Genomic DNA, 19,906 nt, shown 5'->3' with positions numbered 1-19,906 from the left:
CCGCCACCGGGCTTATAAGCTCACAATTTGCTGAATGTGAGTAACTGCAAAGAGTAAAGACAGAGACAGCACGGCCAGGGCGATGAGGAACTTATCCCGCACCGCCTTCGGCTGTACAAAGTCATCCTGCGCCACGTCCATCAGGTTACGGCTGCGGGTATAGCTCCATAAAATAATCGCCACCAGCGCCAGCACAACCAGCGAAATCCAGAATGGCATCCCGGTGCGGTGCCAGTTGTGCTTAATCGCCAGGGCAATCAGCGCGCCATACCCCAGCAGCGTGCGCAGCCACGCGAGGGACGTCCGCTCCGGCTGCAGGCCGGGGTCCGCTTCGCGTCGCGCTTTGCGGCTATCCGCCATAGAACACCAGTACCATTACCACGCCCGCCACCGTCAGCAGAATCGTGCTGATAATCAGCAGCCCGCGCGTATAGGGCAGATCCTGCTTCAGACGCATCGCCTTCTCATTGCGCAGCCAGCGCAGGTAGCCGTAAATCGCCAGCACGCCCGCAAACAGGGACAGCAGCAGCGCCAGCACTTCACGGATCAGCGGCGTGGCGAAATCAGGCGCGAGCTGGTCGAGGCCTACGCCTGCCGCCAGAAAACCGAGCGCCGTGCGGATCCACGCTAAAAAAGTGCGTTCATTAGCCAGAGAGAAGCGGTAGTCCGGGGCTTCACCGAGGCGGGAAATTTTCATGAAGGTTCCTTGTCGTGCTACGGGCAGGCTTCAGCATAGCGTAAATCGACAAGGACAAGGAGACCGGCATCGGGCGATGCCGGTCAGGACGATTAATGCAGCTCTGGCCAGTACGCTTTGTTGGCCTCGATCAGGTCATCCAGAATCGCTTTCGCGACGGACGCGCTCGGCACGGTTTTCGACAGGGTGATCGCCTGCCAGAGTTTCTGGTACGAGCGCTGCTCCCAGGCATCCACCACCAGTTTTTCCACCGCCACCTGCTGGCTCATCAGCCCTTTCTGGAAGTGTGGAATATCGCCCACCGTGAGCGGCTCAGGACCGTTATGGCCTACCAGGCACGGGATCTCCACCATCGCGTCGGCATCAAAGTTATGGATAGCTCCGTTGTTTGGCACAATCAGCAGCATCCGCTCCTGGGTGTTAAAGGCAATCGCGGTTGCCAGATCGACGATGTACGACGCATGTTCGTCGATTTCCAGCTCACCGGCGGCGGAGTTACCGGCTTCGATAATCGCCCGACAGGCGCTGAATACGTGCTTCTCGCGGTGATCCATGACCTCATTGGCGCGGGTGCGTTCCGGGTTGGAGTGCGCGACCACGTAGTCCGGGAACAGGTAATACTTCAGGTAGGTGTTCGGCATGGTGTCCGGATCCAGCGCCTGCACATCTCTGGCTTTGGCAAAGGTATCGTTCCAGCTCGCTTCGGTATGCGCATCTTCCGAAGGCGGAACATAGCCGTTTTTCGCCACGTATTCGCGCAGTTTCGGCATCAGGTCGTCGCCGTTGAGATCTTCAATCGACGTCCACCAGCCGAAGTGGTTCAGGCCGTAGTAGCGCACGCGCATCTCTTTGCGGTCCTTCAGGCCGACAATCTGCGCCATGCGCCCTTCAATGCCAATCGGCATATCGCAGATGTTGAGGATTTTAGCGTTCGGACGCAGGCGGCGCGTGGCTTCCGCGACAATCGCCGCCGGGTTGGAGTAGTTCAGCATCCACGCATTCGGGGAGTACTGCTCCATATAATCCACCAGCTCCAGCACGCCGCCGATAGAGCGCATGCCGTAGGAAATCCCGCCCGGTCCGCAGGTCTCCTGGCCCAGCACGCCGTGGCGCAGCGGGATTTTTTCATCTTTTTCGCGCATCGGGTATTTGCCCACGCGGATATGCGCCATCACGAAATCCACATCGCTAAACGCCGCTTTCGGATCGGTGGTGTAGCTGAATTCAATCTCCGGCGCCTGCTCTTTGAGGATAATTTTGCACGCTTCGGCGATGGTCTCCTGACGCGCGCCGTCGTTGTCATAGAACTTCAGGGCGCGCAGCGGGAAACGGTCACGGTTGGCTAACAGCATCAGGACGATACCAGGCGTAAAGGTGCTGCCGCCGCCTGCAATGACAACTGAGAATTTTTTCATGATATAGCCTCTGTCAGGGTGGTTTGTTCATTTGTTAAAGGAGTTTTCATCAGCGATTCCAGCTGGTCGCGCACCTGCGGAACGTGCAGGCCGACAATCACCTGAATGCCGTTGCCGCGTCGCACCACGCCGTGGGCGCCGAGGGCTTTGAAGACGTCATCGCTTTGGGTTTTCGCCATATCGACCAGCGCGATACGCAAGCGGGTGGCGCAGTTGTTGATGCTTTCGATGTTGGCCGCGCCGCCGAGCGCCTGAAGGAATCCGGCAGCCTGCCCGACCTGCTGGCTGGCCGCCGCCGGGGCGGTGGTTTGCCCGCGCGCCGCCTTATAGTCGGCCTTGCTGTAGAGTTTGATTTCGCTCTCTTCCCGGCCCGGCGTTTTCAGGTTCAGACGTTCGATCAGCGTTTTGAAGACCACGAAGTAGATCCCGGTGAAGCAGACGCCGATGCCGATCTGGGTGAATACCGTCGAGGCGTGGTTATGGAACATCGGGATCCAGTTTTGCGGCAGGAACTGGTCCAGCAGGCCGCCGCCCATGTTCCCGACCACGCCGAAGGCGTACATCACCGTTGCCATGGTGGCTGCCAGCACGGCGTGCACGGCAAACAGCAGCGGCGAGATAAACAGGAAGGTGAATTCGAGGGGTTCAGTAATGCCCACCAGCACGGCGGTGAGCGTAGCCGGGACCAGCAGGCCCGCCACCTTGACGCGGTTTTCCGGCGACGCGGTGTACCAGATAGCGAATGCAATCCCCACCGAGCCAAACACTTTTGAGTTGCCGTGCAGCGCGAATCCGCCTTCCGGGAAGAGGGTTTTCAGCGGCAGGGTGCTTTGGCTGAACGCCTGCAGGTGCTGCGCCCAGTAGACCTGAATACCGCCTTCCACCGCCGCCGGGCCGAAGATAAACGGACCGTAGACGAAGTGGTGCAATCCGGTTGGGATCAGAATGCGTTCCAGGAAGGTATACACCCACACGCCCAGCGCACCGGCAGAGCGCAGGAACGCCTGCAGGGACTCGATGCCCATCTGCACTTTCGGCCAGCCCAGCAGCGTCAGCCAGGCGCAGGGGATCATGACGAAGAACGCGAGGATAACGACAAAGGAGCTGCCCTGGAAAATCCCCAGAAAGACCGGCAGCGGCTTGTCAAAATAGCGGTTGTGGATGGAGGTAACGATGCCTGAAATCACAATGGCGCCGATGATGCTGGTATCGAGCGTTTTGATCCCGGCAATCATCGCCAACCCGCTACCCGCCGTCGGTTCGGCGGAGAAGTCGACGCCAAAGAAATGGCCCCAGGTCATCCCCATCGCGTTGATGAAGTAGTTCCAGGTCAGGAAGCTAATCAGCACCGCCAGACAGGCGCGGCCCTGCGCCTGCTTCGCCAGGCCAATCGGTAAGCCGACGGCAAAAATCAGCGGCATATTGCGAAACACTGCCCAGCCGCCCTCTTCAATGATGTGAACGATCTGCGCGAAAAGATGATCGGGAGCGGTTAAGGCCTCGCCGACAAACAGCGGGTTGCGAAGCATGATGGCGATTCCCACCACGATCCCGGCGAACGGAAACAGCAACACCGGGGTAAACATGGCACCGCCAAAACGTTGTATTTGACTGAGCATTTTTAAATCCTCATGAAACAACCTGTAGGGGTAGAGGCCTTTATGGTTTTTTGCTGGCCTGAGGTGAGCATAAGAACTTACTGATGCGCGAACATGGCGTGCCGCTGCGATTCGTGATCCCATTCATGGTTTTATTTTGACCAATCAGGTCTACTTTTAGCGGTAAACATGGACATGTCAGGACGCAATCCACGCGCTAATAAGGGCAGAGAGGTCTACTGGTGATCTACAAATCTATCGCCGACAGATTGCGGCTGCGGCTGAATTCATCGGACTACAACATCGGCAGTCCGCTGCCCGGCGAAAAAGCGCTGGCGCAGGAGTTTGGCGTGGCGCGAATGACCATCCGCAAGGCGCTGGATCTGCTGGTGAGCTGGGGGCTGGTTGAGCGGCGGCACGGCAGCGGAACCTTTGTGTCGCGCAAAGACGTTCACCACGAAACCACCAACCTGACCGGGCTGGTGGAAGTGCTGCGTCAGCAGGGAAAAGAGGTGCAGAGCAAGGTGCTGCAGTTCGAAGTTATGCCCGCCCCACCCGCCATCGCCAGCCAGCTGCGGATTCAGGTGGATGAGCGGATCTATTTTTCCCGGCGGGTGCGCTACGTGGACGGGAAGCCGCTGATGCTGGAGGACAGCTTTATGCCGGTGAAGCTGTTTCGCAACCTGTCTTTGGCGCATCTTGAAGGGTCAAAGTTTGATTACATCGAGAAGGAGTGCGGGATCACCATCAGCGGCAACTACGAGAGCCTGACGCCGGTGCTGGCAGATAAAACGCTGGCCGGCTATATGAACCTGCCGGAGCAGACGCCACTGCTGCGCATTACGTCTCTCTCCTACAGCGACAGCGGCGAGTTCCTCAATTATTCCGTGATGTTCCGAAATACCAGCGATTACCAGGTGGACTACCATCTGCGGCGCATCCACCCGGACGACCTGCTAGCCTATCCCCCAGAACAGCACTGCCAGTAGCTGCGGAGTGATGATACGCAGGAACATCACCAGCGGGTAGACGGTGGCATAGGACAGCGCCGCCGCGCCGCTGGTGGCGTGCAGGTTGTTGGCAAAGGCCAGCGCGGGCGGATCGGTCATCGAGCCCGCGAGCATGCCGCACAGCGTCAGGTAGTTCATTTTGGCGAACATCCGCGCCAGTATGCCCACCGTCAGCAGCGGGATCGCCGTGATGAATATGCCGTAGCCGACCCAACTCATCCCTTCCCCCCTGACCAGGGTATCGACAAAATCGCCGCCGGATTTCAGGCCGACCACCGCCAGGAACAGCACGATGCCCAGCTCGCGCAGCGCCAGGTTGGCGCTCGGCGGCATAAACCAGTAGAGCTTCCCGATACAGCCGATACGCCCGAGGATCAGCGCCATAATCAGCGGCCCGCCCGCCAGTCCCAGCTTGAGCGCGACCGGGAAGCCCGGCACGTACACAGGAATAGAGCCGAGCAGCACGCCGAGCCCGATACCGATAAACACCGGCAGCATCTGAACCTGTTGCAGTTTTTGCTGGGCGTTACCCACCATATCCGCCACGGCGTCGATGGACGACGGGCGGCCGACCAGGTTGAGGATATCCCCGAACTGCAGGCTGGCGTCCTGGCTGGCCACCAGTTCGACACCTGCACGGTTAAGGCGGGAGATCACCACGTCATAGCGCTCTTTTACCTGCAGATCGCGTATTTTCTTGCCCAAAACCTTTTCATTGGTCACGACAACGCGCTCGACGCGCATATCGGTGCCGCGGGTTGAGAGCGAGGTATCCACTTCCTGACCAATCACCAGACGGGCGTTATTTAAATCTCCGGGCTGACCGACCAGGTGCAGCAGATCGCCCTGCTGAATGACGGTGCCGGGCGCGGGCACCATCAGCATATCGTCACGCTTAAGGCGGGAGCAGATGATGTTGGCGCTGTTGAGGATCGGCACGTCCTGAATTGCCATATTGTTCAGGTTGGGGTTATCGACGCGAATATTGATGGTTTTGATCGGCATATGGCCGTTGGTGAGCGTGGTTTCATGATCCATCGCCTCTTTTTCAACGTTGACGCGAAAAAGCACCCGCACCAGCCACATGGAGAGCAGAATGCCGCAAATGCCAAACGGATAGGCCATGGCGTAGCTCATCCCCATCTGGTCGACAATGCCGGGTTCGATACCCAAATCGCGCAGGATTTGCTGGCCCGCGCCGAGCGCTGGCGTGTTGGTGACCGCTCCGGAGAAAATGCCCAACACCACGGGCAGCGGGATATCGAAGATTTTGTGCAGGATCGCGGTGACCAGTCCGCCCATCACCACAATGCCGAGGGCAAACAGGTTGAGCCGTAATCCGGAGACCCGAAGTGAAGCAAAAAAGCCCGGCCCGACCTGAATGCCGATGGTATAGACGAAGAGGATCAGGCCGAACTCCTGAGTAAAGTGGAGCATTTCGGCGCTGAGGACCAGCCCGAGCTGGTCGGCAAAGTGCCCGACAAAAATGCCGCCAAACAGTACCCCGCCTATCCCAAACCCGACGCCACGGATTTTGATATTCCCAATCCACAGGCCAACAACAGCGACCAGGGCCAACACGCTGACGGTTAACGCGATATCACTCATGATCCACTTCCTGTGCATAACCTTAGTTATGCTAAGGATTCTCTCAGAGCCAGATGCGATTGTATGGGCGATGGCGCACAAAAAAGCCCTGCCGGGGCAGGGCTTCGTGATGTCTGTGAGTATTGTCGGGTGGCGGCTACGCCTTACCCGACCTACAGGATCGGAGGGCTTGTTAACTGTTCAACGCCGGCCGATCGCTAATGGCGATACGCTGCGGCGCGATGGCTTCCGGCACGTTGCGGAGCAGGTCGATATGCAGCAGCCCGTTGGTAAACGTCGCGCCGGACACTTCCATATGGTCTGCCAGGGTAAAGCTCAGGCTAAACGGCTGATTAACCAGCCCCTGATGCAGCCATTTGGTCTCGGTCTCTTGTTTTTCCGGCGTCCCTTTCACGGTCAGGCGCGTGCCTTCAAGCTGGATATCCAGATCGTCCTGGCGGAAACCGGCCAGCGCAAGGGTGATGCGATAGTGGTTATCGTCGCTTTTTTCGATGTTGTACGGCGGAAACGTCTGTTGCTCGGTGGTGCTTTGCAGGGCATTAGCCAGTTTGTCAAAACCAATCCACTGACGCAGCAGGGGGGATAAATCGTAGTTACGCATACTAAATCTCCTTCTGAGAAGCGAGTTCGGCACAGTTTAATTTTGTGCGCAGTTGTTCCTGCAAATCCTGATGGATTCGCATATGCTCCCGTTACGGCAAGCAATTCTGGGTGGGCCGCTCACGCGACCCGCGTAATTAATTAATTTCGATACGGCGCGGTTTTTTCTCTTCCGGAATCACACGTTCCAGTTCGATAAACAGCAGGCCGTTGACCAGGTTCGCGCCTTTAACGTGAATGTTCTCGGCTAACTGGAACTTGCGTTCAAAGTTGCGCTCGGCGATGCCCTGATAAAGGTAGGTACGTTCTTTCTGCTCGGCCGCATGGGAACCTTTCACCACCAGCAGGTTGTCCTGCGCGGTGATCTCCAGTTCGTTTTCTGCAAAACCGGCGACGGCAATGGCGATGCGGTAGTGGTTTTCGTCAACCAGCTCAACATTGTATGGAGGGTAGCCGTTGCTCTGGCTTTGGTTATTTTCTAAATGGTTAAACAGGCGGTCAAAACCAATTGCAGAACGGTATAGCGGAGAAAGATCGAAGTTACGCATAAATAAAACTCCTGAAATCAGCGAGAAATTGTAGCCTTCCACCATGGACAGGCCTTTGTGCCCCCGAACACCCATCAGGCGAGTTCGTTATCGGGCCACATTCTTAAAATGGGTCTGGATACGGGCTTTTCAAGCGTGTTTATGTGAGATTTTTTTGCACTTTGCGGGTTGTCGCTTAGACTGGGACAACAGCACAAAGAGTTAAATTGCGATGGCTGCCACAGTGCGGGGTTTTCGGGCTATTCATTTAGGGTAAGGCTCGCTATAACCCTGAGTTGCAGGTCGATGCAGTGTTATTAACGATGACTGAGTGATGATGAAAAATGTTCTGATAAAGCTGACAGCGTTCAGCGGGGTGGTATTACTTTGCGGGTGCTCGAGCGTGATGTCTCACACCGGCGGTAAAGAAGGAACATATCCGGGGACGCGCGCCAGTGCGGCCATGATTTCCGATGACGACACAAACTGGGGAACCAAATCTCTGGTTATCCTGGATATGCCTTTCACGGCAGTCGCCGATACGCTGCTACTCCCGTGGGACATGTTCCGCACGGACAGTTCCGTGCGCTCACGCGTTGAGAAAAGCGAGCAGGAAAATCTGGCGACCAACGCCGTCATCCCGCCCGCTGCAATGCCCCCACGTTAGTCCTCAGCGGTTTCCGTTAGCCACAGCTGGCGGAAACCGTCCGTCTCTTCCATCCAGGCGATAGCGCGCCCGTCAGGCGAGAACACAACCGCATCCGCAGACGGTGGATTGCCGCGATCGGACGTCAAAAACGTCACCTCTCCGGTCTGCGCGTCGCAGCAGGCGATCCGGTTTTCAAGAACACATCCCAGCATGTTCCCGGAAGGGTGCCAGTTGAATGCAGACTGAATCCCGTTCTCCGTATGGGTTAACTGGCGTGGCTCGCCGCCCTCAGGAGAGATCAGCCACAGCTGCACAATGCCGTTATCATCACGCATCAGAAAGGCAATCTGCGTCCCCTGCGGATTACTGCGTACCCAGTGGCGCGGCACGTTCACCAGCCCCGGATAACGGTTCTGGTGAGTGAAGGTCAATCGACGCTGCATCACCCCGGCAGGTGGCGCTGGCAGAGTCTCTGGCGTTCCCTGCAGCGGCGCATCGCCCGCTCGTTTCCAGCCCTGCTCGTCCTGCGGTAACGCGACAATAAACAGCTCGGGTACTTTTTCGCCCTTTTCAGACAGCGTGTCGCCGATAAACGCCAGCCTGTCGTTGCCTACCCAGCCCTCTTCATAGGCGCGGTTGATTTCATCGCTGCCCGGCTGCGGGTTAGGCGTGGTGCGGCTGACCAGCACGCTCCAGAAGGTTCCCGGATATTCACGCGGATGATTCCCCTGCGGGTTCACCGGGCCGAAAGGCGCAGCCACGCCGACGTTGCGTAAATCGAGCTTCGGATCGCGCTCGTGCAGCACGTGGTCGTTATAGGTGAAGCTGACGAGCTGCCCGTTCGGGCTAAAGACGTGCACATGGCTGCCGCCGCGCAGCGCGCCTGCGGTGTAGGGCGCAGTGATATCCATCGCGTCAAGATTGCTCACCTGACCGTTACAGGCAATCACTCCCTGACGATGATGAAAATCATAGTGCCAGTCTGCGTCCGGGTTTTTCGGGCCGTGGATAAAGACGTATTTATCCTGTGCGGGATGAACGGTCACCACGCCAACATGCGCGCCGTCAGTGGCGCGATAGATCACCTCCACCTCACCCGTAACGACATTGACCCGCTCAATGGTTTCGCTGGTAAATGACGCACCAGACGGGCGTACGTCGTAGACCAGCCACTGGCTATCCGGCGTCCAGGTATTAATATTCGTGAGCTGGTGATGGCGGGAAGTGAAGGTGATTTGTTTCATGAGGATACCCTGATGCACGGTGAGTGCATCAGGGTAAAACATCCGCAGGGATTAGCCTACTCGTTTCACATCACCCACCAGCAGGATGTAGGAGAGCGCGCCAATCAGCGCCACGGCGGAGATGTAGACCAGCGCCGGGCCGAAGCCGTAGTCCTGCGCCAGGTAGCCGATGACCAGCGGTACGGTGATCCCGCCCAGCCCGCCGACAAAGTTGAACACGCCGCCGGTCAGGCCAATCAGCCGCATCGGCGCAAGAGACGACACCAGCGACCAGGTGATAGAGGCGAAACCGTTTCCGAAGAACGCCACCGCCATCAGGGTCATAATCCACACCGGATCGTTGGTGTAGTTGGCACCCATGATGCAGGTTGAGATCAGCAGCCCGCAGATAATCGGCGTTTTACGCGCCACGCCCAGCGAGTAGCCTTTTTTCACCAGCTTATCGGCCAGCCAGCCGGAGAGCAGCACGCCGAAAAACGCCGCCAGGAACGGTACGGTGGTCATAAAGCCCGCTTTCAGCGCGGTGATGCCCTTTTCCTGGGTCAGATAGTTCGGGAACCAGGTCAGGAAGAACCACAGCGTGGAGGTCACCGCGAACTGGCCCAGATACACGCCCATCAGCTTACGGTGGAAGACCAGCTTCCAGTCCGCTTTGGTCAGCGGCTGGCGCGCCTCTTTTTTCACCGGCGCATCGCCATCCACCAGGCCACCGCCGTCGCGGATGTAGTCCAGCTCGGCTTTGGTGATGCTTTTGGTCAGACGCGGCGGTTGGTAAACCTTGAACCAGATCAGCGACCAGATAATGCCAATCCCGCCGGTGACGATGAACACCCAATGCCAGCTCAGCAGCTCCTGGATCCAGATCAGCAGCGGCGTCAGGAACGCCAGGCCAACGAACTGCCCGGAGGTGTAAAAGCCGACGGCAGACGCACGCTCATGTTCCGGGAACCAGCTGGTCACCATGCGGTTGTTGGTGGGAAACGCGGGCGCTTCGAAAATACCGGTGATGGCGCGCAGGCCAATCAGCGACATCAGCCCGGTCGCGAAGCCCTGGAACAGGGTCGCCACGGACCAGCCGAAAATGGCGATAAAGTAGGTCAGACGTGAACCCACGCGGTCAAGGAACCAGCCACCGGGGATCTGGCAGAGCGTATACAGCCAGGCAAACGCCGAGAAGACGTAGCCCATTTCCGCTTTGGTGATGCCAAACTCTTCCTGAATATGGGCCGATGCCACGGCAAGGTTGGCGCGGTCGACATAGCAAATGACCACGGTAATAAAGATCATGATTAGCGTCAGGTAGCGGCGACGCCCGGTTTTTGCAGCAGTAACTGGAATATCCATCGCAATCTGTCTCCAGATTTTGGGCATAGCGAAGCCGCTCACCATGCCCTGTAATTTACAGAGGGTATATTTGGTTTTTTTAATTAAAAACGTAAACAGAATGCGCTAAATAATTCGTGCTGGGGGAAGGCGGCAAGTTTTCGCATCCCCGGGAGCATACAAAAGTATGTGACCGGGGTAAGAAAACGCAGCCAACGCATCACCAGCGCGAAGTATGACGCGCATTTACCATTCGGCTACGCTGCCGTCCTCATGACGCCACAGTGGGTTACGCCAGTCCGGCGCGTTTTTACTCAGCTCAATGACTTTGGCTTCGTCAATTTCCACGCCAAGGCCCGGCTTCGTTAACGGTTTAAAGAAACCGCCTTCCATGCAGAAGTCTTCTTTATTTTTCACAAAATCGAGCAGTTCCGCACCCTTGTTGTAGTGAATCCCCATGCTCTGTTCCTGGAACACGGCGTTGCGGGAGACAAAGTCGACGTGCAGACAGGCAGCAAGCGCGATCGGTCCGAGCGGGCAGTGCGGCGCCAGCGCCACATCGTAAGCTTCGGCCATCCCGGCAATTTTGTAGCATTCGGTGATGCCGCCCGCGTGAGAGAGGTCCGGCTGCAGGATGGCAATGCCGCCCGCTTCCAGCACGCGTTTGAACTCGAAGCGCGAGAACATGCGTTCACCCGCCGCGATAGGAATGTGGGTCTGTTCAGCCAGTTTAGGATAGTACTCGGCCTGCTCGGCCAGCACCGGCTCTTCGATAAACAGCGGACGATACGGCTCCAGCTCTTTAATCAGCACTTTGGCCATCGGCGCGCTGACGCGGCCGTGGAAATCCAGGCCAAACTCAATCTCGTTGCCAAAGGCTTCACGGATTTGCGCCACGGTATTCACCGCGCGATCCACCGCGCGCGAGTTGTCGATAATGCCCATCTCTTCGCAGCCGTTGAGCTTGAAGGTATCAAAGCCAATGTTGCGCAGCTGCGTGATGCCGTCGATCACTTCCGCAGGACGGTCGCCGCCGACCCAGCTGTAGGCTTTAATTTTGTCGCGCACCAGGCCGCCCATCAGCTGCCAGACCGGCGCGTTCAGCACTTTGCCTTTGATATCCCACAGCGCCTGGTCGATACCGGCGATGGCGCTCATCAGAATCGGCCCCCCGCGGTAGAAGCCCGCACGGTACATTACCTGCCACAGGTCGTTGATGCGTGCCGGATCCTGACCAATCAGGTATTCACCCAGCTCGTGCACCGCCGCTTCTACGGTGCGCGCGCGTCCTTCAATCACCGGTTCGCCCCAGCCCACAACCCCTTCATCGGTTTCGATTTTCAGGAACATCCAGCGAGGGGGTAAACGGTACGTGGTGAGTTTGGTTATTTTCATTTCACTGCCTCTCGATACGCTTTCACAAATGCTGCCGCCTGCTGTGCGGTACGTTCCACGGACTGCCCGGCGCGATAGAGATCGCTGCCCAGCCCCGCGCCCACACAGCCCGCGCTCATCCACTGGCCCAGGTTTTCTGGCGTTACGCCGCCCACGGCAAAGACCGGCACGCTGGCAGGCAATACCGCTTTCAGCGCTTTGATGTAGTCCGGTCCAAAAGCCGATGACGGGAAAATTTTGAGCGACTGTGCGCCCGCATCCAGGGCAGCAAAGGCTTCCGTAGCGGTGGCGCATCCCGGGCAGACGGTCATGCCGTAACCCACCGCGCGGCGGATCACCTCAGGCTGAATGTTGGGCGTGACGATAAGCTTGCAGCCCATTTTCGCCAGTTCATCCACCTGCTCCGGGTGCAGCACGGTGCCTGCGCCAATCAGCGCCTTATCGCCGAAGGCCTCCACCACGGCCGGAATGCTTTTTTCCCACTCCGGAGAGTTAAGCGGAATTTCCACCGCGTCGAACCCGGCGTCGATAACCGCGCCGACGTGGGCTAACGCCTCATCGGGCGTGATGCCGCGCAAAATTGCGATAAGGGGAAGATCAGTTTGCCACTGCATGAGCGATGCTCCTTATTCCTGCCTGAAATGCCGTGTCGCCGGATACCGTTGCAACATCACGCCCAACGGCGCGGAACGCCTGCTCGTAGCGCGACGTCAGCGATGCGCCGGCGACAATGGTAATGGCCTGCTCGTGCGCGATGAAATCACGCATGCTGGCGACCTCTGCGCCAATCAGCAGGCCGGAGAGAAATTCGCTGACCTGTTCGCGCGGGAGATTTCCCAGCACGTGCGAGGCGCGAACCTCAAAAAGCTGTGGCAAAACGGCAGGGGAAGCGATCCCACGTTCAAGCCCGGCAGCAAACGCCTCTGACGAGGCTTCTTGCTCCGGCAAACCGGCTCCCACCAGTGAATGGTTGAGCAGCAAATGATGCAGCTCGCCGGTCATCACGGTGCGAAAATCGTGGATTTGCTCAGCGTCAGCCTGGACCCACTTGCAGTGCGTTCCGGGCATGACGTAGACAGAAGAAGGAGAAAGCGTGCGCGCGCCAAGCAGCTGCGTCTCTTCGCCGCGCATCACGTTGTGGTTATCGTCGCGAGAGACGCACAAGCCGGGAATAATCCAGATATTGTCGCCAACGGACGTTAACTGCTCGCCAATAGCGGAGAAATGGGCGGGAACCGGCAGATAAGGCGCAACTTTCCAGCCTACGTTACTGCCGACCATACCCGCCATGACCACCGGCGTGGCGCTATCGCGCCAGTTTTGTGTGACCTCTGCTAACACCGCCTCGGGGGATTTACCGTTCAGGCGCGTCACGCCTGCTTCTGATTGCCTGCTCTCCAGGCACTGCTCGCCCTTATAAAGCCAGGCGCGAAGATTGGTCGATCCCCAGTCAATTGCGATGTAGCGAGATGTCATGTGATTTCCTTCAGCCTTCGTGTCGAGCTGGCGATCATGGTAAGTGCCGCCTGCTCTGCCGCATCGCCATCCTGATGCCGTATCGCATCGAACAGCGCTTTATGTTCCTGGAGCGTTTTCGGCATGTTGGCCTCATCGCCCATCCAGGTACGTTCAAATACTGCTCGCTGTAGCGAGCTGATCGCCACGCTAAGCTGCTGTAATACCGGGTTATGCACCGACTGCAGCACCGCTTCGTGGTAGCGAATGTCCGCCTCGTTAAACGCCTCCCGGTTCTGGTTATTGGCGATCATGTCGTTTAAAGCCGACTCAATCTGCGCCAAATCGCCGGACGTTGCGCGCTCCGCCGCCCAGCGGGCGATGGCCGGTTCAACCAGGTTTCGTACCTCGCTCATCGCGCCGATAAGCCGTGGGTCGTAGTCGTTTTCCAGCACCCACTGCAGAACGTCGGTATCGAGGTAGTTCCACTGGTTGCGCGGGGCAACAAACGCGCCGCGGTACCGTTTCATTTCAATCAGCCGTTTCGCCATCAGCGAGCGGAACACTTCCCGGATGATGTTGCGCGAGGTTTCAAACTCCTCACACAGTTCAGCCTCTGCTGGCAGCGGCGAACCGGGAACGTATTTGCCCCCCACAATCTGGGTGCCCAGCGTGATGACGATGCGATCGGTTTTATTGAGAGTCATGGAGAGTCCTTGTGCTCTGTATGTCCATCACTACTTTACCGCGACCGCTGAATTTCACCTCACTTTTGCAGTACAAACGTGAGGGCGTTCGTCTTTGCTGTGGTGGTAATGTAGTACAATCATTTAATGTTGTACTACAATCCAGATCACAAAAAGAACAATTCAATAAATTCAGCGCAAAAAAAAGCCCCGGTTGATAACCGAGGCTGATGATTAAAAATAAGCGTTACTGAAGCACAAACTTCTCGATAGCGTAGGCAACGCCGTCTTCCAGGTTGGATTTGGTCACGAAGTTGGCCACTTCTTTCACCGACGGAATGGCGTTATCCATCGCCACGCCCATGCCCGCGAACTCAATCATCGCGATGTCGTTTTCCTGGTCGCCCAGCGCCATGATCTCTTCCGGCTTGATACCCAGCGCATCAGCAAGCGATTTTACGCCTGTGCCTTTATTGACGCGTTTATCGAGGATTTCGAGGAAGTACGGCGCGCTTTTGAGCACGGTGTACTTCTCTTTTACCTCCGCCGGAATGCGTGCGATGGCTTTATCCAGGATTTCCGGCTCGTCGATCATCATCACTTTCAGGAACTGGGTCGCCGGGTCCATCTTCTCGGCTTCACAGAACACCAGCGGGATCGTCGCGACAAAGGATTCATGCACCGTGTAGTAGCTGATGTCGCGGTTAGCGGTGTACAGCGTGTTACGATCCAGCGCGTGGAAGTGCGACCCCACTTCGCGGGACAGTTTTTCCAGGAACAGGTAGTCATCATAGTTCAGCGCGGTTTGCGCCACCGTGCTGCCGTCTGCCGCTTTCTGCACCAGCGCACCGTTGTAGGTGATGCAGTAGTCGCCAGGCTGATTCATGTGCAGCTCTTTCAGGTAGCTGTGTACGCCCGCATACGGACGGCCCGTGGTCAGGACCACATTCACGCCCTTCGCGCGGGCGGCGGCGATCGCGTTTTTAACGGCTGGAGAGATGGTGTGGTCTGGCAGCAGCAGCGTGCCGTCCATGTCGATTGCAATGAGTTTGATAGCCATGAGATCCCCGGGATAAATGAGTGCTGCCTCATGCTAACGCGATTAAGCCCACAAAAATAGAGCTACATTGCGCAACAGAAACACCCCTTTTACGCAAATCCCGGGGAGCGCTGACTTACTCGCGGGTAAGGACGATTTTGCCAAACGCGCCGCGATCGAGGTGTTCAAACGCCTGTTCAAGCTCGTTAAAACGGTAGCGATGTTCGATCACAGGTTTCAGTCCGGTCACATCCACGGCGCGGACGAAATCTTCCAGCGCCCGGCGGTGTCCTACGCCAATCCCCTGAATGACGGGGGATTTCAGCAGCAGTTCGCCAGCTGGGAGCGTAATCTCCGTCCCGGCCAGCACGCCAATCACGGAGATACGCCCGTGAACGGCAACGGCGCGCAGGGAATGCTTCAGGTTCTCTCCCCCTACGGTTTCGATAATATGGTCGATGCCGCGATCCTGCGTGAGCGCCAGCGTATTTTCAGCCCAGTCGCCCTTCAGACGGTTGATGCCCTGATTAGCCCCCAGTTTTTTGGCCTGCGCCAGTTTTTCATCGCTTCCCGAGGTGACAAACACCTCCGCGCCGTGCGCTTTTGCGATTTGCAAAGCAAAGAGCGCCACGCCGCCCGTGCCCTGCACCAGCACCGATTGCCCGGCGCGCAGCTGGCCGCGCTCCACCAGCGCAAACCAGGCGGTAAGTCCTGCGCAGGGCAGCGTGCTGGCCTCGGCGTCATCCAGGGTCTCCGGAGAGGCCACCAGCGCGTCTTCCTTCACAATCACATACTCGGCCAGCATACCCTGGAAGTATCCGCCGGACGTTTTATAGGGGAGATTGCGCGCGTCCGCCTGCGGTTTACCGTCAATCCACTCAGGGAAGAAGGTTGAGATGACCCGCGCGCCGGGTTTGAAGCGCGTAACACCTTCACCAATGCTGTCCACCACGCCCGCCATGTCAGACGCCGGGGTAAACGGGAAGGAAAGCGGGATCGGCATTGTGCCTTCAACAACCATTTTATCGCGATAGTTAAGCGCAACGGCATTCACCCGCACGCGGATCTCACCCGGGCCGGGCTGTGGAACGGGTTCCTTTATGAGCTTGAGGCTCTCGCGCCCGAGGGCGTCCATAGACCAGCGTTGCATTGTCTCTGTCATTGTCTGTCTCCTGCCATCAGTTGAACTTTAGTAACGACAGTCTACCGTTGACTAAGCGTCGCCAGTGGCGATAAGTTTTCTCTTCATTGACGCCACAATAGATACAATCCATGACCGATACGCTGAAGGATATTCCTGTTTTTGTGGCCGCCGTTGAGGCGGGAAGTTTCGCGCAGGCCGCCATTCGTCTGCATTTGTCACGCTCGGCGGTAGGAAAAAGCATTGCCCGCCTTGAAGAGCGGCTGGGGGTACGTCTTTTTCACCGCACCACCCGCAGCCAGAGTCTGACCGATAACGGCGCGCTTTTTTATGAACGCTGCCTGCGGGCGCTTGAGGAGATTCGGGGTGCGGAATCGCTGCTTGAAACTGGAAAACAGCAGGTTAGCGGCCGCCTGCGCGTTGCCATGCCGGTGCTGTTTGGTCGCCAGTGCGTCGCCCCGCTGCTGATCGCACTGGCGCAGGAACACCCCGGGCTTGAGCTTGAAATGTCATTCAGCGACCGTGTGGTGGATCTGGTGGAGGAAGGGTTTGATATGGCGGTGCGTAACGGCACGCTTCAGGACAGCAGCGTTCTGGTCGCCAGAAGGCTGGGGGAACACCGCATGGTGCTGTGCGCCGCGCCGGAGTATCTGCTGAAGAAAGGCCAGCCACAAAGCGTTGATGATTTACCCCAGCATACGGCAATTAATTATCTGCGCGCAGGCAGAGTATTGCCCTGGCAGCTGATGGATAGCGAAGGAACGTCGCGCACCTTTACACCCCGATCGTCGCTCAACATGGATGATTTGCAGGCGATCTGCGACGCTGCGCTGGCCGGACACGGCATTGCATGGCTGCCCTGCTGGATGGTCGTCAAAGATATTCACCAGGGTAAGCTCGTCCCGCTCCTGAAGCAGGCACCGGATGTGCATTTCGACGTTCATGCGGTGTGGCAGCAGACGCCGCATCTGCCGCTGAGGGTCAGAATTGCCGTCGATACGCTAGCCAGCCGTTTACCGTCAATGCTGTCGCTGGATATGCCTGCGCCCACAAAAAAGCCGCGCTAAAAGCGCGGCCTGTTTTTTTCCGTGTAACGGCATTAAATATCGATGTTCGCCGCTTTCAGGGCGTTCTCTTCGATGAAGGCACGACGTGGTTCAACCGCATCGCCCATCAGGGTCGTGAACAGCTGGTCCGCAGCAATCGCGTCTTTAACGGTCACGCGCAGCATGCGGCGGCTTTCCGGATCCATGGTGGTTTCCCACAGCTGGTCCGGGTTCATTTCGCCCAGACCTTTATAGCGCTGGATCGCGAGGCCACGACGGGACTCTTTCACCAGCCAGTCCAGCGCCTGCTCGAAGCTGGCTACCGGCTGACGACGTTCGCCACGTTCGATGAACGCATCGTCTTCGATCAGCCCGCGCAGCGTCTCGCCGAGCGAGCAGATACGGCGGTATTCCGGACCGGTCACAAACTCGTGTTCCAGCGGGTAGTCGGTATCAACGCCGTGGGTACGCACGCGAATAATTGGCTCGAATTGATGATCGGCGTTCTGCTGAATATCGCATTTCCACATGCTGCCGTGCTGCTCTTTCTCGTTCAGATCGGTCACCAGAGCGTTCACCCAGCGTGTCACGGTCTGCTCGTCGCTAAGATCGGCTTCGGTCAGGGTTGGCTGATAAACCAGCTCCTTCAGCAGCGTTTTCGGATAACGGCGTTCCATACGCGTGATCATTTTCTGCGTGGCGTTGAACTCGGACACCAGACGCTCCAGCGGCTCACCGGCCAGTGCAGGGGCGTGAGAGTTCGCATGCAGGGTCGCACCATCAAGCGCGATCGCGATTTGGTACTGATCCATCGCTTCGTCGTCTTTAATGTACTGTTCCTGCTTGCCTTTCTTCACTTTGTACAGCGGCGGCTGTGCAATGTAGACATGGCCACGCTCAACGATCTCAGGCATCTGACGATAGAAGAAGGTCAACAGCAGCGTACGGATGTGCGAGCCGTCGACGTCCGCATCGGTCATGATGATGATGCTGTGGTAGCGCAGCTTGTCCGGGTTGTACTCATCACGGCCGATGCCGCAGCCCAGCGCGGTGATAAGCGTCGCCACTTCCTGAGAAGAGAGCATCTTGTCGAAACGGGCTTTCTCAACGTTGAGGATTTTACCCTTCAGCGGCAGAATCGCCTGGTTCTTACGGTTACGGCCCTGCTTCGCAGAACCGCCCGCGGAGTCCCCTTCCACGAGGTACAGTTCAGACAGCGCCGGGTCGCGTTCCTGGCAGTCGGCCAGTTTGCCCGGCAGGCCTGCTAAGTCCAGCGCGCCTTTACGACGGGTCATTTCACGGGCTTTACGCGCCGCTTCACGGGCACGCGCCGCATCAATAATTTTGCCCACCACGATTTTCGCGTCGGACGGGTTTTCCAGCAGGTATTCGCTCAGCAGTTCGTTCATCTGCTGTTCAACCGCCGATTTCACCTCAGAAGAGACCAGCTTGTCTTTGGTCTGTGAGGAGAACTTCGGATCCGGCACCTTCACGGAAACCACGGCAATCAGGCCTTCACGGGCGTCGTCACCGGTGGCGCTGACTTTCGCTTTCTTGCTGTAGCCTTCTTTGTCCATGTAGGCGTTCAGGGTACGGGTCATCGCCGCACGGAAGCCTGCAAGGTGCGTACCGCCGTCACGCTGTGGAATGTTGTTGGTGAAGCAGTAGATGTTTTCCTGGAACCCGTCGTTCCACTGCAGCGCCACTTCCACGCCGATACCGTCTTTTTCGGTGGAGAAATAGAAGATATTTGGGTGAATTGGCGTTTTGTTCTTGTTCAGATACTCAACAAACGCTTTGATACCACCTTCGTAATGGAAGTGGTCTTCTTTGCCGTCACGCTTATCTTTCAGGCGAATAGACACGCCGGAGTTCAGGAACGACAGTTCGCGCAGGCGTTTCGCCAGGATGTCGTACTCGAATTCGGTGACGTTGGTGAAGGTTTCATGGCTCGGCCAGAAACGTACCAGGGTACCGGTTTTGTCGGTATCGCCGGTGACGGCCAGCGGTGCCTGCGGCACGCCGTGCGTATACAGCTGACGGTGAATTTTGCCTTCGCGCTGAATAACCAGCTCCAGCTTCTGCGACAGGGCGTTAACCACGGAGACACCTACGCCGTGCAGGCCGCCGGAAACTTTATAGGAGTTATCGTCGAATTTACCGCCTGCATGCAGGACGGTCATGATCACTTCCGCAGCAGATACGCCCTCTTCCGGGTGAATACCGGTTGGGATGCCACGACCATCATCGGTGACGGAGACGGAGTTGTCCGCATGGATGGTGACCACGATGTCTTTACAGTGACCCGCGAGCGCTTCGTCGATAGCGTTATCTACCACCTCGAATACCATGTGGTGCAGACCGGTGCCGTCATCCGTGTCGCCGATATACATACCCGGGCGCTTACGCACCGCATCCAGTCCTTTCAGGACTTTGATACTGGAGGAGTCATAAGAATTCGACATCAACGTTT

General features: G+C 57.6%; 19 protein-coding genes and 1 other annotated feature. Of the genes, 3 read left to right on the top strand and 16 right to left on the bottom strand.

Annotation, left to right across the window (positions count from 1 at the left end; translation table 11 throughout):
- Positions 1–12 precede the first annotated feature (12 nt).
- The 4 genes from ACTJJA_RS17545 to ACTJJA_RS17530 form a co-directional block, all read right to left on the bottom strand.
- Positions 13–360: a DUF202 domain-containing protein gene (locus tag ACTJJA_RS17545; protein ID WP_440668803.1), complete on the bottom strand. Its 348-nt coding sequence runs from the start codon at positions 358–360 to the stop codon at positions 13–15.
- Positions 350–697 carry a YidH family protein gene (locus ACTJJA_RS17540; protein ID WP_202774586.1) on the bottom strand — a complete coding sequence of 116 codons (348 nt, stop codon included), beginning with the start codon at positions 695–697 and terminating at the stop codon, positions 350–352. The genes ACTJJA_RS17545 and ACTJJA_RS17540 overlap by 11 nt, the downstream gene beginning before the upstream one ends.
- Before the next feature lie 92 nt (positions 698–789).
- A complete protein-coding gene (locus tag ACTJJA_RS17535) occupies positions 790–2,112 on the bottom strand; it encodes a 6-phospho-alpha-glucosidase (protein ID WP_440668802.1) in 1,323 nt (440 codons plus the stop codon).
- The gene (locus ACTJJA_RS17530; RefSeq protein ID WP_440668801.1) at positions 2,109–3,731 is read right to left on the bottom strand and encodes an alpha-glucoside-specific PTS transporter subunit IIBC; all 1,623 of its coding nucleotides are present in this window, start codon (positions 3,729–3,731) and stop codon (positions 2,109–2,111) included. The genes ACTJJA_RS17535 and ACTJJA_RS17530 overlap by 4 nt, the downstream gene beginning before the upstream one ends.
- Positions 3,732–3,952: 221 nt before the next feature.
- On the opposite strand from ACTJJA_RS17530, the gene ACTJJA_RS17525 reads away from it, so the two are divergent.
- On the top strand, positions 3,953–4,699 hold the full coding sequence (locus ACTJJA_RS17525; protein WP_440668800.1) for a GntR family transcriptional regulator: 747 nt from the start codon (positions 3,953–3,955) through the stop codon (positions 4,697–4,699).
- Here ACTJJA_RS17525 and ACTJJA_RS17520 read toward each other — a convergent pair.
- The 3 genes from ACTJJA_RS17520 to ibpA form a co-directional block, all read right to left on the bottom strand.
- On the bottom strand, positions 4,667–6,328 hold the full coding sequence (locus tag ACTJJA_RS17520; RefSeq protein WP_218308928.1) for a putative transporter: 1,662 nt from the start codon (positions 6,326–6,328) through the stop codon (positions 4,667–4,669). The two genes, ACTJJA_RS17525 and ACTJJA_RS17520, sit on opposite strands and share 33 nt — an antisense overlap.
- A gap of 172 nt (positions 6,329–6,500) precedes the next feature.
- Positions 6,501–6,929, bottom strand: coding sequence for a small heat shock chaperone IbpB (gene ibpB, locus ACTJJA_RS17515; RefSeq protein WP_420985511.1), 429 nt, complete (start codon positions 6,927–6,929; stop codon positions 6,501–6,503).
- 136 nt (positions 6,930–7,065) lie between these two features.
- A complete protein-coding gene (ibpA, locus tag ACTJJA_RS17510; protein WP_010426546.1) occupies positions 7,066–7,476 on the bottom strand; it encodes a small heat shock chaperone IbpA in 411 nt (136 codons plus the stop codon).
- Positions 7,470–7,541, bottom strand: a sequence feature (ROSE (Repression Of Heat Shock gene Expression) occurs in the 5'-region of heat shock genes and acts as an RNA thermometer to modulate expression.). It overlaps the preceding gene by 7 nt.
- 248 nt (positions 7,542–7,789) lie before the next feature.
- On the opposite strand from ibpA, the gene ACTJJA_RS17505 reads away from it, so the two are divergent.
- The gene (locus ACTJJA_RS17505) at positions 7,790–8,122 is read left to right on the top strand and encodes a YceK/YidQ family lipoprotein (protein WP_010426547.1); all 333 of its coding nucleotides are present in this window, start codon (positions 7,790–7,792) and stop codon (positions 8,120–8,122) included.
- Here the strand turns inward: ACTJJA_RS17505 and ACTJJA_RS17500 are convergent.
- The 8 genes from ACTJJA_RS17500 to ACTJJA_RS17465 form a co-directional block, all read right to left on the bottom strand.
- Positions 8,119–9,348 carry a DUF3748 domain-containing protein gene (locus ACTJJA_RS17500; RefSeq protein ID WP_440668799.1) on the bottom strand — a complete coding sequence of 410 codons (1,230 nt, stop codon included), beginning with the start codon at positions 9,346–9,348 and terminating at the stop codon, positions 8,119–8,121. The two genes, ACTJJA_RS17505 and ACTJJA_RS17500, sit on opposite strands and share 4 nt — an antisense overlap.
- 51 nt (positions 9,349–9,399) lie before the next feature.
- Positions 9,400–10,737, bottom strand: a complete 1,338-nt coding sequence (locus ACTJJA_RS17495; protein WP_440668798.1) for an MFS transporter — start codon at positions 10,735–10,737, stop codon at positions 9,400–9,402.
- A 180-nt stretch (positions 10,738–10,917) separates the two neighbouring features.
- Positions 10,918–12,066 (bottom strand): galactonate dehydratase, encoded by a 1,149-nt coding sequence (gene dgoD, locus ACTJJA_RS17490; protein ID WP_023309812.1) that lies wholly within the window; start codon positions 12,064–12,066, stop codon positions 10,918–10,920.
- On the bottom strand, positions 12,063–12,680 hold the full coding sequence (locus ACTJJA_RS17485) for a 2-dehydro-3-deoxy-6-phosphogalactonate aldolase (RefSeq protein ID WP_440668797.1): 618 nt from the start codon (positions 12,678–12,680) through the stop codon (positions 12,063–12,065). Before ACTJJA_RS17485 ends, dgoD begins: the two co-directional genes overlap by 4 nt.
- Positions 12,664–13,542, bottom strand: a complete 879-nt coding sequence (locus tag ACTJJA_RS17480; RefSeq protein WP_420985505.1) for a 2-dehydro-3-deoxygalactonokinase — start codon at positions 13,540–13,542, stop codon at positions 12,664–12,666. The genes ACTJJA_RS17485 and ACTJJA_RS17480 overlap by 17 nt, the downstream gene beginning before the upstream one ends.
- Positions 13,539–14,228 carry a D-galactonate utilization transcriptional regulator DgoR gene (dgoR, locus tag ACTJJA_RS17475; RefSeq protein WP_003861109.1) on the bottom strand — a complete coding sequence of 230 codons (690 nt, stop codon included), beginning with the start codon at positions 14,226–14,228 and terminating at the stop codon, positions 13,539–13,541. The genes ACTJJA_RS17480 and dgoR overlap by 4 nt, the downstream gene beginning before the upstream one ends.
- A gap of 226 nt (positions 14,229–14,454) precedes the next feature.
- Positions 14,455–15,267 carry a sugar-phosphatase gene (gene yidA, locus ACTJJA_RS17470; RefSeq protein ID WP_120159009.1) on the bottom strand — a complete coding sequence of 271 codons (813 nt, stop codon included), beginning with the start codon at positions 15,265–15,267 and terminating at the stop codon, positions 14,455–14,457.
- 115 nt (positions 15,268–15,382) lie between these two features.
- Positions 15,383–16,408, bottom strand: coding sequence for a zinc-dependent alcohol dehydrogenase family protein (locus ACTJJA_RS17465; RefSeq protein WP_440668796.1), 1,026 nt, complete (start codon positions 16,406–16,408; stop codon positions 15,383–15,385).
- A gap of 110 nt (positions 16,409–16,518) precedes the next feature.
- On the opposite strand from ACTJJA_RS17465, the gene ACTJJA_RS17460 reads away from it, so the two are divergent.
- On the top strand, positions 16,519–17,454 hold the full coding sequence (locus ACTJJA_RS17460; RefSeq protein ID WP_440668795.1) for a LysR family transcriptional regulator: 936 nt from the start codon (positions 16,519–16,521) through the stop codon (positions 17,452–17,454).
- 32 nt (positions 17,455–17,486) lie between these two features.
- Here the strand turns inward: ACTJJA_RS17460 and gyrB are convergent, their stop codons facing one another.
- Entirely contained in the window at positions 17,487–19,898 is a 2,412-nt protein-coding gene (gene gyrB, locus ACTJJA_RS17455; protein WP_126815755.1) for a DNA topoisomerase (ATP-hydrolyzing) subunit B, read from the bottom strand.
- Positions 19,899–19,906 lie beyond the last annotated feature (8 nt).

The organism is Enterobacter sp. 22452, from assembly GCF_052045065.1.
Lineage (GTDB): Bacteria > Pseudomonadota > Gammaproteobacteria > Enterobacterales > Enterobacteriaceae > Enterobacter > Enterobacter mori.
The sequence above is the reverse complement of the archived record's forward strand: the minus strand, read 5'-3'. Positions and strand labels throughout refer to the sequence as shown.

What these genes read in the sequence shown, in the direction of transcription:
- ibpA (WP_010426546.1), bottom strand. Translation starts at nt 7,476, where the DNA reads ATGCGTAACTTCGATCTTTCTCCGCTATACCGTTCTGCAATTGGTTTT.
- yidA (WP_120159009.1), bottom strand. Translation starts at nt 15,267, where the DNA reads ATGGCTATCAAACTCATTGCAATCGACATGGACGGCACGCTGCTGCTG.
- ACTJJA_RS17520 (WP_218308928.1), bottom strand. Translation starts at nt 6,328, where the DNA reads ATGAGTGATATCGCGTTAACCGTCAGCGTGTTGGCCCTGGTCGCTGTT.
- ACTJJA_RS17465 (WP_440668796.1), bottom strand. Translation starts at nt 16,408, where the DNA reads ATGACAGAGACAATGCAACGCTGGTCTATGGACGCCCTCGGGCGCGAG.
- ACTJJA_RS17535 (WP_440668802.1), bottom strand. Translation starts at nt 2,112, where the DNA reads ATGAAAAAATTCTCAGTTGTCATTGCAGGCGGCGGCAGCACCTTTACG.
- ACTJJA_RS17505 (WP_010426547.1), top strand. Translation starts at nt 7,790, where the DNA reads ATGATGAAAAATGTTCTGATAAAGCTGACAGCGTTCAGCGGGGTGGTA.
- ACTJJA_RS17495 (WP_440668798.1), bottom strand. Translation starts at nt 10,737, where the DNA reads ATGGTGAGCGGCTTCGCTATGCCCAAAATCTGGAGACAGATTGCGATG.
- ACTJJA_RS17545 (WP_440668803.1), bottom strand. Translation starts at nt 360, where the DNA reads ATGGCGGATAGCCGCAAAGCGCGACGCGAAGCGGACCCCGGCCTGCAG.
- ACTJJA_RS17540 (WP_202774586.1), bottom strand. Translation starts at nt 697, where the DNA reads ATGAAAATTTCCCGCCTCGGTGAAGCCCCGGACTACCGCTTCTCTCTG.
- ACTJJA_RS17485 (WP_440668797.1), bottom strand. Translation starts at nt 12,680, where the DNA reads ATGCAGTGGCAAACTGATCTTCCCCTTATCGCAATTTTGCGCGGCATC.
- ACTJJA_RS17500 (WP_440668799.1), bottom strand. Translation starts at nt 9,348, where the DNA reads ATGAAACAAATCACCTTCACTTCCCGCCATCACCAGCTCACGAATATT.
- ibpB (WP_420985511.1), bottom strand. Translation starts at nt 6,929, where the DNA reads ATGCGTAACTACGATTTATCCCCCCTGCTGCGTCAGTGGATTGGTTTT.
- ACTJJA_RS17530 (WP_440668801.1), bottom strand. Translation starts at nt 3,731, where the DNA reads ATGCTCAGTCAAATACAACGTTTTGGCGGTGCCATGTTTACCCCGGTG.
- gyrB (WP_126815755.1), bottom strand. Translation starts at nt 19,898, where the DNA reads ATGTCGAATTCTTATGACTCCTCCAGTATCAAAGTCCTGAAAGGACTG.
- dgoD (WP_023309812.1), bottom strand. Translation starts at nt 12,066, where the DNA reads ATGAAAATAACCAAACTCACCACGTACCGTTTACCCCCTCGCTGGATG.
- ACTJJA_RS17460 (WP_440668795.1), top strand. Translation starts at nt 16,519, where the DNA reads ATGACCGATACGCTGAAGGATATTCCTGTTTTTGTGGCCGCCGTTGAG.
- dgoR (WP_003861109.1), bottom strand. Translation starts at nt 14,228, where the DNA reads ATGACTCTCAATAAAACCGATCGCATCGTCATCACGCTGGGCACCCAG.
- ACTJJA_RS17480 (WP_420985505.1), bottom strand. Translation starts at nt 13,542, where the DNA reads ATGACATCTCGCTACATCGCAATTGACTGGGGATCGACCAATCTTCGC.